General features: G+C 70.6%; 13 protein-coding genes. 10 read left to right on the forward strand and 3 right to left on the reverse strand.

The window, feature by feature from the left end; genetic code table 11:
* Positions 1-34: 34 nt before the first annotated feature.
* The 3 genes from pruA to OG272_RS34630 all read left to right on the forward strand — a co-directional run bounded on the left by pruA (position 35) and on the right by OG272_RS34630 (position 2,475).
* Entirely contained in the window at positions 35-1,666 is a 1,632-nt protein-coding gene (gene pruA / locus OG272_RS34620) for an L-glutamate gamma-semialdehyde dehydrogenase (protein ID WP_327727684.1), read from the forward strand.
* Positions 1,667-1,731: 65 nt separating this feature from the next.
* Complete coding sequence (locus OG272_RS34625) at positions 1,732-1,968, forward strand: alpha/beta fold hydrolase (protein ID WP_327727683.1); 237 nt, start codon at positions 1,732-1,734, stop codon at positions 1,966-1,968.
* 135 nt (positions 1,969-2,103) lie between these two features.
* Positions 2,104-2,475, forward strand: a complete 372-nt coding sequence (locus tag OG272_RS34630; protein ID WP_328224079.1) for an alpha/beta hydrolase — start codon at positions 2,104-2,106, stop codon at positions 2,473-2,475.
* Here the strand turns inward: OG272_RS34630 and OG272_RS34635 are convergent.
* A complete protein-coding gene (locus OG272_RS34635; RefSeq protein WP_327727681.1) occupies positions 2,459-3,325 on the reverse strand; it encodes an alpha/beta fold hydrolase in 867 nt (288 codons plus the stop codon). The two genes, OG272_RS34630 and OG272_RS34635, sit on opposite strands and share 17 nt — an antisense overlap.
* Before the next feature lie 201 nt (positions 3,326-3,526).
* Here OG272_RS34635 and OG272_RS34640 point away from each other — a divergent pair, with 201 nt between their 5' ends.
* Positions 3,527-3,949 carry a hypothetical protein gene (locus tag OG272_RS34640; protein WP_405895466.1) on the forward strand — a complete coding sequence of 141 codons (423 nt, stop codon included), beginning with the start codon at positions 3,527-3,529 and terminating at the stop codon, positions 3,947-3,949.
* Between the two features lie 167 nt (positions 3,950-4,116).
* Here the strand turns inward: OG272_RS34640 and OG272_RS34645 are convergent, their stop codons facing one another.
* Entirely contained in the window at positions 4,117-5,112 is a 996-nt protein-coding gene (locus OG272_RS34645) for an NADP-dependent oxidoreductase (protein ID WP_405895467.1), read from the reverse strand.
* A gap of 104 nt (positions 5,113-5,216) precedes the next feature.
* Between OG272_RS34645 and OG272_RS34650 the strand changes: the two genes are divergently transcribed.
* Together OG272_RS34650 and OG272_RS34655 are read left to right on the forward strand one after the other, a co-directional pair.
* Positions 5,217-6,113, forward strand: a complete 897-nt coding sequence (locus OG272_RS34650; RefSeq protein ID WP_327727678.1) for a LysR family transcriptional regulator — start codon at positions 5,217-5,219, stop codon at positions 6,111-6,113.
* A 227-nt stretch (positions 6,114-6,340) separates the two neighbouring features.
* A complete protein-coding gene (locus OG272_RS34655) occupies positions 6,341-6,472 on the forward strand; it encodes a hypothetical protein (RefSeq protein ID WP_005479955.1) in 132 nt (43 codons plus the stop codon).
* 144 nt (positions 6,473-6,616) lie between these two features.
* Here OG272_RS34655 and OG272_RS34660 read toward each other — a convergent pair whose 3' ends face one another.
* Positions 6,617-8,224 (reverse strand): purple acid phosphatase family protein, encoded by a 1,608-nt coding sequence (locus tag OG272_RS34660; protein ID WP_405895468.1) that lies wholly within the window; start codon positions 8,222-8,224, stop codon positions 6,617-6,619.
* Between the two features lie 178 nt (positions 8,225-8,402).
* Here OG272_RS34660 and OG272_RS34665 point away from each other — a divergent pair, with 178 nt between their 5' ends.
* The 4 genes from OG272_RS34665 (at position 8,403) to cimA (ending at position 12,994) form a co-directional block, all read left to right on the forward strand.
* The gene (locus OG272_RS34665) at positions 8,403-9,446 is read left to right on the forward strand and encodes a 3-isopropylmalate dehydrogenase (RefSeq protein WP_405895469.1); all 1,044 of its coding nucleotides are present in this window, start codon (positions 8,403-8,405) and stop codon (positions 9,444-9,446) included.
* Between the two features lie 275 nt (positions 9,447-9,721).
* Complete coding sequence (locus OG272_RS34670) at positions 9,722-10,810, forward strand: branched-chain amino acid aminotransferase (RefSeq protein ID WP_326577037.1); 1,089 nt, start codon at positions 9,722-9,724, stop codon at positions 10,808-10,810.
* Between the two features lie 130 nt (positions 10,811-10,940).
* Positions 10,941-11,072 carry a hypothetical protein gene (locus OG272_RS34675; RefSeq protein WP_327727675.1) on the forward strand — a complete coding sequence of 44 codons (132 nt, stop codon included), beginning with the start codon at positions 10,941-10,943 and terminating at the stop codon, positions 11,070-11,072.
* 317 nt (positions 11,073-11,389) lie between these two features.
* On the forward strand, positions 11,390-12,994 hold the full coding sequence (gene cimA / locus OG272_RS34680) for a citramalate synthase (RefSeq protein WP_326577033.1): 1,605 nt from the start codon (positions 11,390-11,392) through the stop codon (positions 12,992-12,994).
* Positions 12,995-13,008: the final 14 nt, after the last annotated feature.

Consider the following 13,008-nt stretch of genomic DNA (forward strand, 5'->3'; position numbering starts at 1 on the left):
ACGACACCGCTCACGTCAAGGAGACACGGAAACCATGGACGCTGTGACCCAGGTCCCCACCCCCGTCAACGAGCCGGTGCACGGCTATGCCCCCGGCTCGCCCGAGCGCGCCCGGCTGGAGGTCAAGCTGAAGGAGCTGGCCGAGAACCCGATCGACCTGCCCATGACGATCGGCGGCGAGCGGCGGATGGGCGGTGGCGACCGCTTCGACGTGGTGCAGCCGCACAACCACAAGGCCCGCCTCGGCACCTACGGCAACGCCACCGGGCAGGACGCCCAGGACGCCATCGACGCGGCCCTCGCCGCCGCGCCCGGCTGGCGCGCGATGTCCTTCGACGACCGCGCCGCGATCATCCTGCGCGCCGCCGAACTGCTCGCCGGCCCCTGGCGCGAGACGCTGGCCGCCTCCACCATGCTCGGCCAGTCGAAGACCGCCCAGCAGGCCGAGATCGACTGTCCCTGCGAGCTGGTCGACTTCTGGCGCTTCAACGTCAAGTACGCCCGTGACCTGCTCGCCGAGCAGCCCCCGGCCAACTCCCCGGGTGTCTGGAACCGCCTCGACCACCGCCCCCTCGAAGGCTTCGTCTACGCGATCACACCCTTCAACTTCAGCGCGATCGCGGGCAACCTGCCGACCGCGCCCGCCCTGATGGGCAACGTCGTGGTGTGGAAGCCGTCCCCGACGCAGACCCACGCGGCCGTCCTGCTCATGCGGTTGCTGGAGGAGGCGGGTCTGCCCAAGGGCGTCATCAACCTCGTCACGGGCGACGGCATCGAGGTCTCCAAGGTGGCACTCGAACACCGTGACCTCGCCGGCATCCACTTCACCGGCTCGACCAGGACCTTCCAGTACCTGTGGAAGACGGTCGGCGCGAACATCGAGAAGTACCGCTCGTACCCGCGGCTGGTCGGCGAGACCGGCGGCAAGGACTTCGTGGTCGCCCACCCGAGCGCCGACCGCGCGGTCCTCAAGACCGCCCTCACCCGGGGTGCCTTCGAGTACCAGGGCCAGAAGTGCAGCGCGACCTCCCGGGCGTACATCCCGGCGTCGATCTGGAACTCCGGCTTCAAGGAGGAGTTCGCGGCCGAGGTCGACTACCTGACCATGGGGGACGTCACCGACCTCGCCAACTTCGTCGGTGCCGTCATCGACGAACGCTCCTTCGCCAAGAACAAGGCCGCCATCGACCGCGCCAAGTCCGACCCCACCTGCACGATCGTCGCGGGCGGTTCCTACGACGACTCCGTCGGCTACTTCGTCCGCCCGACCGTCGTGGAGTGCACCGACCCGGCCAACGAGGTCTTCACCACGGAGTACTTCGGCCCGTTCCTCGCCGTGCACGTCTACGAGGACGACGAGTACGAGGAGATGCTGACCCAGATGGAGTCGGTGTCCGCCTACGCCCTGACGGGTTCCGTCATCTCGGGCGACCGCGCGGCGGCGGCGTACACGATGGACAAGCTCCGCTACGCGGCCGGCAACTTCTACATCAACGACAAGTCCACCGGCGCCGTCGTCGGCCAGCAGCCCTTCGGCGGCGGCCGGGCGTCGGGCACGAACGACAAGGCCGGGGCCCCGCAGAACCTGATGCGCTGGACCCTCACCCGCGCCATCAAGGAGACCCTGGTCCCGCCGACGGACTACACGTACCCGCACATGGGCTGAGGGTCGGTCGGAGAGCTTGAGGGGCCGGGCGATCGCCCGGCCCTTCGCCGTTTCCGGGCGGGCTCGTGGCGCAAACTCGGCTGGACGACCGGGCGACCGTCGTCCGCTGGGACCAGCGCGGGTGCGGGCGTCCGGAGCGGGGCGCGGGGCCGTGGACGACCGAGCGGTTCGTGGCGGATCTGGACGCCGTACGACAGCACTTCGCGCTCGATCGGCCCGTGCTGCTCGGCCACTCCTGGGGCGCCCAGTTGGCGCTGAGCTATGCGCCGGCCCACCCGGAGCGGGTCGGGGGGCTCGTGTAAGTGGGCGGTACGGGTATCGACCCGGTGTCCACCTGGCGCGGGCCCTTCGAGGAGAACTTCCGCGCGAGGCTGGGAGAGGCGCCCTAACGGTTCGCCCGGTGGCGGGAGTTGGTGGACGGGGACCGGGAGCGGGCGGTGTTGCAGTGGTCGGTCGACTTCGAGGACCGGGAGCGGGCGCTGGAGCTGGAGCATGCCGGGCGGATGGCGGACCCCTGGTTCGAGATCAACTTCGAGTGCGACAAGGTGCTGGGCACGGAGACGAAGGAGAGCTGGGGGGACCCCGAGCTGTACGCCGCCTGCCAGGGCCTGGACGTGCCGGTGCTGATCGTCGACGGTGAGCGGGACGTCCGGCCGCGCTGGGCGGTCGACTCGCTGGAGCGGGCGCTGCCTCGGGTACGGCGGGTGGTGCTCCCCGGCGCCGGGCATCTGCCGTGGGTGGAGGATCCGGAGGGGTTCGGGGAGGCGGTGGGGGCGGCGCTCAGAGGGTCCGTCAGAGGGTCCGGCTGAGGAAGTCCCGTATCAGCGCGCCGATCTGGGGTGCGTGTGTCTCCAGGGCGAAGTGGCCAGTGGGCAGGAGGTGGATCTCGGCCTTCGGCAGGTCACGCTGGTAGGCGAGGGCGCCGGCCGGGACGAAGATCTCGTCGTGGGCGCCCCAGACGGCCAGCAGGGGGACCTGGCGGGTGCGGAAGTAGTCGTGGAAGGCGGGGTAGAGGGCGAGGTTGGAGCCGTAGTCGGAGATCAGGTCGAGCTGGATCTCCGACTGGCCGGGGCGGGCGATGAGGGCCGCGTCGTGCTCGTACGCGTCCGGGCTGACGAGGTGCCGCAGATCCTCCGGAACCCCGTGCAGGTACTGCCACTTGATGCCGTCGAGCGAGTAGATCTCGCGGACCGGTTCCTCGGTCCGCGGGGTCCGCTCGGCGATGAGCGCGAGCACGGGAGCCCAGGCCTCCTTGCCCAGCCCCTCCTCGTAGGCGTTGCCGTTCTGCGTGATGATCGCCGTCACGCGCTCGGGGTGCGCGAGGGCGAGCCGCAGGCCGATCGGGGCGCCGTAGTCCTGGATGTAGAGGGCGTACTCCTTCAGGCCGAGCCGCTCGGTGAACTCCGCGGTGACCTCGGCGAGTTCGGCGAAGGTGTACGGGAAGTCGCCTGCGTCCGGGGTCGACGAGCGGCCGAAGCCGATGTGGTCCGGGGCGATGAGGCGGTAGCCGTCGGCGAGGAGGGGGATGAGATCGCGGAACATGTGCGAGCTGGTCGGGAAGCCGTGCAGGAGCAGGAGGACGGGGGCGTCGGCGGGGCCGGCCTCGCGGTAGTGGATGTCCAGGCCGCGGACGGTGGTGGTGCGGTGGGCGGTGGTCATGATGCATAACCCCTGACGGCGTGTTTGATGGTTAGGTAAGTTCAGCATGAGTTGCCACAGAACACAACTGGTCAAGCGTGCATGAGGGGTTAGTCGGGCATCGCCAGGGCGAGCTTGCCCTTCGTGTCCGGTGTCCCGTGTCGCCGAGCTCGTGCGCCTTGGGGCCTCGGCGAACGAGTGTGGCGGCTACCCTTCGGCACCATGCCGGTCCACTTCGAACTCCGCCCTGGGGAAGGGCTTGTCCTGCCCCGAGGGGCGGGGGTGCTGCGGTTCGGGATGGGGGAGCGGGAGGCTCAGTGGGCGGTGGCCGCGCTCGCCGATGTGCGGGAGACGTGGGTGTGCGGGGCGGGGTGGAGTTTCGGGGCCGCTTACGAAGGGGTCGAGCTGCTGGTCTGTGGGGCCGCGGACGAAGGGCGGCGGCTCGACTGGATCAACCTGGCTCAGCCGGACGCGCCGGCCTCCCCGGTCGTCTATGAGGGCATCGACCTCTTCGGGCATGAACAGGGCGAGGTGGAGCGGGCGTTGGCGGACGTCGACGGGATCGGCCTTCGGCTGGAGCGGTCTACGTCGGGGTACCTGAGGTCGGTGTCCCTGGCGGCGCGCCCGCCGGCCCCGCCCCGCTGACCCGGAGGGCTTCTTCGCCCCCGCCGCCCCTACCCTTCCCTTCCCCAGGGGCGCCGCCCCTTCGACCCCGCTCCCTGGGGGCTCCGCCCCCAGCCCCCCATCGGCCCCTAAGTGGCCTTGTCCTCGAGGACCGGACGGGCTGAGGTTGCCTCGACCGGCGTTCAAGATCATGCCCTCGCCCGCACCAAGATCTTCCCCACATTCCCACCCCCCAGCATCAACAAGAACGCCTCCACGATCCGCTCGAAGCCCTCCACCACCGTCTCGTCCGGCACCAGCGCGCCGCTGAGCAGGTGCGGTACGGCGAAGTCGTACAGCTCGTCCTGGAGGTCGCGGTAGTTGCTGACCAGGAAGCCCTCGACGCGGAGGCTCTTCTCGACCACGTCGGCGTGGTTGAAGAGGACCGGGGGCTCGTCCGGGGTGTTGTACTGGCTCACCGTGCCGATGCGCACCACGCGGCCGTGGTCGCGCAGGGCGCCGATCGCCGCGCCGAGGTGGTCGCCGCCGACGTTGTCGATGAAGACGTCGATGCCGGTGGGGGCGGATTTCGACAGGAGGTCCGAGACCGGGCCCGCGTGGTAGTCGCACGCCGCGTCGTAGCCGACCTGTTCGGTGAGGTGGCGGACCTTCTCCGGTGAGCCCGCGCTGCCCACCAGCCGCCCCGCGCCCAGCAGCCGCGCGAAGCGGCCCGTCGCCGTGCCGACCCCGCCCGCCGCCGCGGAGACGAACACGTCGTCGCCCTCCCGGAGCCGCGCGATCCGGGTGAGACCGACGTACGCCGTCAGGCCCGTGCCGCCCAGCACGCTCAAGTGCGCGGACAGCGGGACGCCTTCGTACCGCGGCAGGCGTCGGACTTCCTGCGGGGTCACCAGGGCGTGGGTCCGCCAGCCCTGCCGGTGGAAGACGATCTCGCCCTCGGGCAGCCCCGGGTCCCGCGAGGCCACGATCCGGCCCAGCGTGCGGCCCTCCAGCGGCGCGTTCAACTCGAAGTCGCCGTCCATCATTTCGCGGTGGTAGGGGTCGACCGACCAGTAGAGGTTCTCGACGAGTGCCGTGCCGGGGGTGGGGGTGGGCAGCCCGGACTCCACGAAGGCGAAGTCGTCGAGGGTGGGGAAGCCCTTCGGGCGGGCGGTCTGGTGCACGGTGATCGCTGTGTCGGTCATGGACGGGACCGTACGGAGGAATGCCGAACCGCAGCAGAGGGTTGCGCTCATGGAACGCACACATCCATGAGCTCTCGCTCATGGCAGCAGGTGGGGGACCCGCAATGAGCAGCACCGTCGATCTTGCGCCGCAGGAACTCCGTACCCTCGTCGCGGTCGCCGAGGAGGGCGGCTTCTCGGCCGCCGCCGGTCGGCTCGGCACGAGCCAGTCCGCCGTCTCGCACGCGGTGCGCGGCATCGAGCGCAAGCTGGGCGTCGTGCTGTTCGAGCGCGGACGGTACGGGGCCCGGCCGACCGCGGCCGGTGCGCGGGCCGTCGCCCATGGCCGTCGTGTCCTGCGGATGCTGGACGTGCTCGTACGGGAGACGCGGGCCGTGGAGCCCCAGGACGTCGCCGGCCCCCTCCGCATCGCTGCCTTCCGCAGTGCCGCCCTCCACCTCCTGCCACCCGTCCTCGAACGCCTCACCGCACGGCACCCCGCCATCGAGCCGACCGTCGCCGTTGTACGGGAGATCGGGCCCGGCACGGCCGGGGAGGTCGCCGAGGGGCGGGCCGACCTTGGTATCGCCACCCTCGGCACCAGTTCCCCGATCCCGCCGCAACTGGTCGGGGGCGTGCTGTTGGAAGAGCCGTACTCGCTCGTGCATCCGGCCGGCCACTCCGCCCCGCGCTCCCTGCCGCTCGTCGACTGGCAGGAGAACTGCTCCTCCTACACCCGCACCTGGTGGGCGGCCCAGGACTGGATCCCCACCGCGACCGTCCGCGCCGAGGACGACGGGGCGGTGCTCTCGATGGTGGGCAGCGGCCTCGGCATGGCGATCATGCCCGCGCTCTCCCTCGCCGGGGCACCGCTCGGCCTGGAGATCACCGATCTCGGACCGGACCGGCCCACCCGTCAGGTCGGGTACGTCACCTCACCCGAGCTCGCCGCCACCGCTGTCGTGCGGGCCCTGGTCCGCGAGCTGCGCAGCCATGCGAAACAGCAGGTCAGCGCCGTGTGACCCAATCCACCGTCTCAGATAGTAGGAAGTCCGACTAGTTGTAGAGACAGATGCGCCGACCTCACCTAGCTTTGTAGGAGCCGAACGTCTCGCTCGATCCAGCGAATGGCGGTCGTGAGCCGGAGCCCGAGGCAGGCAACCCCTGCGGCCCCGCTCCCCGCCCCATCCGGCGTCTCGTACCCCTCCCGTTTCCGTACTCCGGATTGCCTCGAAGGAGTCGATTCCCCATGGCCGAGACGACCGTCCGCCGCCGAGTCCGTCACGTTTCCCGGACGACCGAGTCCGACCGCAAGAACGCCGCCGCCGCCCTCCAGCGCGCCCTCGACCGCAGGGACAACGGCGGTTCGACCGGGCACTGAGCGGCCCGGTCGACCGGGTGCCGAACGGCCCGCACACGCGGGCTCTCGGTGCCCCCACCAGTCGGGAGCCGCACCCTCCCCCACTCTCGGCTTCGCTCGAGCGGGGGGACCCCATGGGGTGCGGTGCGGCCGTGGGCAGACGACCTACGCGCCGCGCCGCACCTCGAAGTGGTCGATGCGCTCACCGTCCTGTGCCAGCGCCGACACCTTCAGGGCCGGTCGCGCGCCGCTCTCCGCCTCCACCGAGAGCAGGGAGAAGCCCCGGTAGCGCACCCGTGACCACTCCACCGTCTCCGCCCTGGACCGGCGTGACCTGGTCCACTCGAAGGTGTCGACGGCGTCGTGCCGGGTGACGTGCCCCTCGTAGCTCTCCTTCACGCCGGACGGGAAGCCGTACAGATCCCGTCCGCCGCCGCCCGCCGTCACGTACACGATCCCGTCCCGTGTCGGGTCGGTCGACGCGCCGATGGGCACCGCCCTGCCGACCTCGCCGTCCTTGACGGCGTCGGTCCGCTCGTAGACGTGGTTGTGGCCGTTGATCACCAGGTCCACCTGGTGCTTGGCGAACAGCGGCAGCCACGTGTCGCGGACGCCGCCGTCGGAGGCGTGCGAGGACGTCGAGTACGCGCAGTGATGGAAGAAGACGACGATGAAGTCGACCCCCTTCGCCGCCCGCAGCTCACCCAGTTTCCTGTCCAGCCACTTGGTCTGCCGGCCGTCCGAGTAGCCGAAGTTGGCGGGGATCTCGTACGACACGTCGTTCGCGTCCAGCGCCACGAAGCCGACGTTGCCGTAGGTGAACGCGTACACCCCCGGCGCCGACCGCGGGTCGAAGCCGCTGTCCGGGAGGGACCAGCGGGCGATCTGGCCGCCGTAGCCGTCCGGGGAGTACCAGGCCTCCATGTCGTGGTTGCCGGTCGTCACCATCCACGGCACGGATCTGGCCACCGGCTCGTTCTGCTTGAGGAACAGGTCCCAGAACGCGGGGTCGTAGCCGTCCGACTCCACCCCCTTGCCGTTCCCGTTCGCGTAGCAGATGTCGCCGGCGTGGAGGTGGAACGCGGGCTTCCGGCGGACGATCAGGTTGTCGTTGGCGGCTGCGGCCTTGCCGACGCCCTGGTCGCCGAACGCGGTGAACACGAACTTCTCCGGGGCGGCGGGCGCCGTACGGAAGGTGCCGATCGTCGAGCGGTGGGCGGGGGAGGCCGGGTCGAAGCCCTCGTGGCCGACGCCGTAGTAGTACGTCGTGCCGGGGCGCAGGCCGTCCAGGGCCGCGTGCAGGTAGTACTGCTCCAGTTCCAGGCGCACGCCCTCGACCCCCGGCGTGTGCAGGTCGCGGACCTCCGCAACCACCTTCCGGCTCAGCTCCTCGGGCTTCAGGCCCACGCGCACGTACGGCTTCTTCACCGCGAGCGGCACCTGCCAGGAGATCCGCATCTGTGTCTTCGGGTCGGCGCCGAAGGCCAGATGGCGGCCGAAGGGGGAGACGACCGAGCCGGGCGCCCTGGAGGTGGCGGGCGACGGGGCCGAGGTCGTCGCGTTCGGCGAGGCCGACGATCCGGAGTCGCCACAGCCGGTCAGCAGCCCGCCCGCCGCGAGCGAGCCCGCCGTCACCAGGGTGCGTCGCCGCGTCAGCCTCGTCCGCAGGTACTCGTGCTGCTCGGCCATGCTCATCCGGCGCGCGAGCTGCGGCGGGATGCCGAAGTCGGGTACGGGGGGTCCGGGGGGTGTCCCCCTGGAAGGGAGGGTCATGTCGACGAAGTTCCCAGCGAATCCCAACGCCCGCCACACGTACGGGTGAACGCGTGGCGACGTGTGGGTGCCGTCACCTGTCCGTCATCCGTCCGTACGCCCGTCCGCCACCCGTCCGCACCGTCCGTATCGCGGACACCTCGTGTCATCCCGTGGGACAAGGGAGTACGGTGCCGTCATGTCTCGCAGCCTCAATCTCGCAGTGATCCCCGGTGACGGCATCGGTCAGGAAGTCGTGGCCCAGGGGCTCAAGGTCCTCTCCGCCGTCCTTCCGCAGGATGTGAAGCTGGAGACCAAGGAGTACGACTTCGGCGCCAAGCGCTACCACGCCACCGGTGAGACCCTCACCGACGCCGACCTCGACTCGCTGAAGCGGCACGACGCGATCCTGCTGGGCGCGATCGGCGACCCGAGCGTCCCCTCCGGGGTCCTGGAGCGCGGCTTCCTGCTCAAGCTCCGCTTCGCCTTCGACCACCACGTGAACCTGCGTCCCTCGAAGCTGCTCCCGGGTGTCGCCACCCCGCTGGCCGGACAGCCCGAGATCGACTTCGTCGTGGTCCGCGAGGGCACCGAGGGCCCGTACACGGGCAACGGCGGCACGATCCGCAAGGGCACCGAGCACGAGGTCGCCACCGAGGTCTCCGTGAACACGGCCTTCGGTGTCGAGCGCGTGGTCCGCGACGCGTTCGCCCGCGCCCAGGCCCGCCCGCGCAAGAAGCTCACCCTCGTCCACAAGAACAACGTGCTGACCTTCGCCGGTCACCTGTGGACGAACATCTTCAACAAGGTGGCCGTGGAGTTCCCCGACGTCACCACCGACTACATCCACGTCGACGCGGCGACCATCTACCTGGTCACCGACCCGGCCCGCTTCGACGTGATCGTCACCGACAACCTCTTCGGCGACATCATCACCGACCTCGCCGCGGCCGTCTCCGGCGGCATCGGCGTCGCGGCCTCCGGCAACATCAACCCGGCCGGCGAGTATCCGTCCATGTTCGAGCCCGTGCACGGCTCGGCCCCGGACATCGCCGGCCAGGGCAAGGCCGACCCCTCCGCCACCGTCCTGTCCGTCGCCCTGCTCCTGCGCCACCTCGGCTACGAGGCCGAGGCCGCGGCGATCGAGGAGGCCGTCTCCGCCGACCTCGCGGAGCGTGTCGGCAAGCCCGCCCGTTCGACGGCCGAGATCGGCGACGCCCTCGCCGTACGAGTAGCCGGCTGACCCGCCGCGCTCACCGAACTCTTTCGAAGCCGCCGGGTCGCACCAGCACCCGGCGGCTTCCGCATGTTCCCGCCGGGTGTCACCATCATCCCTGGGCCGCGCATCGCACCGTTTTCGTCCACGGTCATCCACGTTTCGTGCACGCCCCTCCCCGGGCGATAATCGAACGAGGTGCCGCGGGATGAGGGAATGCTCGGACGTCCTAACACTGGCCACTGGCAGTGTGCGGATGTGAGCGCGGCCCGTCACACACAACCGGTGAAGGACAACCATTCATGACGACGCCCACGATCGAGCTGAAGCCGTCCGCCCACCCGCTCTCCGCCACGGAGCGCGAGGCGGTCCTGGCCGACCCCGGCTTCGGCCGCCACTTCACCGACCACATGGTGACGATCAAGTGGACCGAGGGCCGCGGCTGGCACGACGGTCAGCTCGTGCCGTACGGCCCGCTCTCCCTCGACCCCGCGAACATGACCCTGCACTACGCGCAGGAGATCTTCGAGGGACTGAAGGCGTACCGGCGGCCCGACGGCTCCGTCGCCACCTTCCGCCCGGAGATGAACGCCCAGCGCTTCCAGCGGTCCGCCAGGCGCCTCGCGATGCCCGAGCTGCCGGTGGAGACCTTCATCGAGGCGTGCGACGTCCTGGTCCAGCAGGACAAGGCGTGGGTGCCCGCGCACGGCGGCGAGGAGTCCCTCTACCTCCGCCCGTTCATGATCGCCACCGAGGTCGGCCTGGGCGTCAAGCCGGCCAACGAGTACCTCTTCCTGGTCATCGCCTCCCCGGCCGGCGCGTACTTCCCGGGCGGCGTCAAGCCCGTCTCCATCTGGGTCTCCGAGGACCACGTCCGTGCCGTCCCCGGCGGCATGGGCGACGCCAAGACCGGCGGCAACTACGCGGCCTCCCTGCTCGCCCAGGCCGAGGCGGCGGCCGAGGGCTGCGCCCAGGTCTGCTACCTCGACGCGGTCGAGCGCACGTGGGTCGAGGAACTCGGCGGCATGAACCTGTACTTCGTGTACGGCGACCGCATCGTCACCCCCACCCTCACCGGCTCGATCCTGGAGGGCGTCACCCGTGACTCCCTGCTGACGGTCGCCGCCGACCTCGGCTACAAGGCCGAGGAGGGCCGTATCTCCATCGACCAGTGGCAGGCCGACTCCGAGAGCGGCGCCCTCACCGAGGTCTTCGCCTGCGGCACCGCCGCCGTCATCACCCCCGTCGGCACGGTCAAGCGCACCGGCGCCGCCTGGCAGCAGTCCGGCGGTGAGCCCGGCCCCGTCACCCTCAAGCTCCGCGAGGCCCTGCTGAACATCCAGCGCGGCACGGTGGAGGACAAGCACGGGTGGATGCACGAACTGGGCTGAGCGCCTGAACCCCTGAGGCCCGCCCCGGACCTGGCCGTCCGAGGCGGGCTTCGGCTTTCGACGCCGGTCCCTCACCGAGTCCCGGGACGACCGCTGCTCGCGAACACGCGAGCAGCCGCCCGGGTGGTACGTGATCGAACGCGGCCCGGGCAGGACCGCGGACGGCGGCGGCCGGGGCGTCCTCGAGCCTGCGGACCCGACCCTGATCCCGGCCGGTGACAGCGACGAGGCCCGGGACGTCTTCGTACGCCACACGCGGTGACCATGAGGTGATCAGCGCGCTGTTCGCATCCTGAGACGGACGGTGAGCACGGGGACGGTCTGTGCCAGACTGCCCCCGTGCTCTCGTTCGCCACGATTATTGGCAGCAGGCGCGCCGGTCCGCAGTGACCGCCACGTACGACCAGGTACGGGCGGACACCGTCGTTCTCGACCCGCGCGCAGACCTCTCGCACCCGCGAGGGGTTTTTCGCTTTTCTGGCCCACCCCCAGCCGGGAGCGCAGCGCGAGGGATCATTGGAGGACGGTGGAGCCGGTCATTCCGGTACGACCGAGATCCAACACAGGAGCCTTGAGACCATGACGGAAACCAGCGAGCTCGACGACTCGTTCCACGTCTTCGACACCACCCTGCGCGACGGCGCCCAGCGCGAGGGCATCAACCTCACGGTCGCGGACAAGCTGGCCATCGCACGGCACCTGGACGACTTCGGCGTCGGCTTCATCGAGGGCGGCTGGCCCGGCGCGAACCCGAGGGACACCGAGTTCTTCGCCCGCGCGCGGAAGGAGATCGCCTTCAAGCACGCCCAGCTGGTCGCCTTCGGCGCCACCCGCCGCGCCGGCGGCAAGGCGAGCGAGGACCCGCAGGTCAAGGCCCTCCTCGACTCCGGCGCCCCGGTCATCACCCTCGTCGCCAAGTCCCACGACCGGCATGTGGAACTGGCGCTGCGCACGACCCTCGACGAGAACCTGGAGATGGTCCGCGACACCGTCTCGCACCTGCGCGCGCAGGGCCGCCGGGTCTTCGTCGACTGCGAGCACTTCTTCGACGGCTACCGCGCCAACCCCGAGTACGCCAAGGCCGTCGTCCGCGCCGCCGCCGAGGCCGGCGCCGACGTGGTGATCCTCTGCGACACCAACGGCGGCATGCTCCCCGCCCAGGTCCAGGCCGTCGTCGCCACCGTGCTCGCCGACACCGGAGCCCGCCTCGGCATCCACGCCCAGGACGACACCGGCTGCGCGGTCGCCAACACCCTGGCCGCCGTCGACGCCGGCGCGACCCACGTCCAGTGCACCGCCAACGGCTACGGCGAACGCGTCGGCAACTCCAACCTGTTCCCGGTCGTCGCCGCCCTGGAGCTGAAGTACGGAAAGAAGGTCCTCCCCGACGGCGCCCTGCGCGAGATGACCCGCATCTCCCACGCCATCGCCGAGGTCGTCAACCTCACCCCCTCCACCCACCAGCCGTACGTGGGTGTCTCCGCCTTCGCGCACAAGGCCGGCCTGCACGCCTCCGCGATCAAGGTCGACCCGGACCTGTACCAGCACATCGACCCCGAGCAGGTCGGCAACACCATGCGGATGCTGGTCTCCGACATGGCGGGCCGCGCCTCCATCGAGCTCAAGGGCAAGGAGCTGGGCGTCGACCTCGGCGACGACCGCGCACTGGTCGGCCGGGTCGTCGAGCGGGTCAAGGAGCGCGAGCTCAAGGGCTACACCTACGAGGCCGCCGACGCGAGCTTCGAGATCCTGCTGCGCGACGAGGTCGCGGGCAAGCCCCAGCGCTACTTCCGTACCGAGTCCTGGCGGGCCATCGTCGAGGACCGCCCCGACGGCAGCCACGCCAACGAGGCCACGGTCAAGCTGTGGGCCAAGAGCGAGCGGATCGTCGCCACGGCCGAGGGCAACGGCCCCGTCAACGCGCTCGACCGCGCCCTGCGCGTCGCCCTGGAGAAGATCTACCCCCAGCTCGCCAAGCTGGAGCTGGTCGACTACAAGGTCCGCATCCTGGAGGGCAAGCACGGCACCAACTCCACGACCCGGGTACTGATCTCCACGACGGACGGTACGGGGGAGTGGTCCACGGTGGGCGTCGCCGAGAACGTGATCGCCGCGTCGTGGCAGGCGCTGGAGGACGCGTACACGTACGGGCTGCTGCGGGCGGGGGTCGAGCCGGCGGAGTAGTGCGCCAGGAGCTC

Source organism: Streptomyces sp. NBC_00104 (assembly GCF_045160825.1).
Taxonomy (GTDB): Bacteria; Actinomycetota; Actinomycetes; order Streptomycetales; family Streptomycetaceae; genus Streptomyces.

What these genes read in the sequence shown, in the direction of transcription:
- pruA (WP_327727684.1), top strand. Translation starts at nt 35, where the DNA reads ATGGACGCTGTGACCCAGGTCCCCACCCCCGTCAACGAGCCGGTGCAC.
- OG272_RS34635 (WP_327727681.1), bottom strand. Translation starts at nt 3,325, where the DNA reads ATGACCACCGCCCACCGCACCACCACCGTCCGCGGCCTGGACATCCAC.
- OG272_RS34640 (WP_405895466.1), top strand. Translation starts at nt 3,527, where the DNA reads ATGCCGGTCCACTTCGAACTCCGCCCTGGGGAAGGGCTTGTCCTGCCC.
- OG272_RS34645 (WP_405895467.1), bottom strand. Translation starts at nt 5,112, where the DNA reads ATGACCGACACAGCGATCACCGTGCACCAGACCGCCCGCCCGAAGGGC.
- OG272_RS34650 (WP_327727678.1), top strand. Translation starts at nt 5,217, where the DNA reads ATGAGCAGCACCGTCGATCTTGCGCCGCAGGAACTCCGTACCCTCGTC.
- OG272_RS34655 (WP_005479955.1), top strand. Translation starts at nt 6,341, where the DNA reads ATGGCCGAGACGACCGTCCGCCGCCGAGTCCGTCACGTTTCCCGGACG.
- OG272_RS34660 (WP_405895468.1), bottom strand. Translation starts at nt 8,224, where the DNA reads ATGACCCTCCCTTCCAGGGGGACACCCCCCGGACCCCCCGTACCCGAC.
- OG272_RS34665 (WP_405895469.1), top strand. Translation starts at nt 8,403, where the DNA reads ATGTCTCGCAGCCTCAATCTCGCAGTGATCCCCGGTGACGGCATCGGT.
- OG272_RS34670 (WP_326577037.1), top strand. Translation starts at nt 9,722, where the DNA reads ATGACGACGCCCACGATCGAGCTGAAGCCGTCCGCCCACCCGCTCTCC.
- cimA (WP_326577033.1), top strand. Translation starts at nt 11,390, where the DNA reads ATGACGGAAACCAGCGAGCTCGACGACTCGTTCCACGTCTTCGACACC.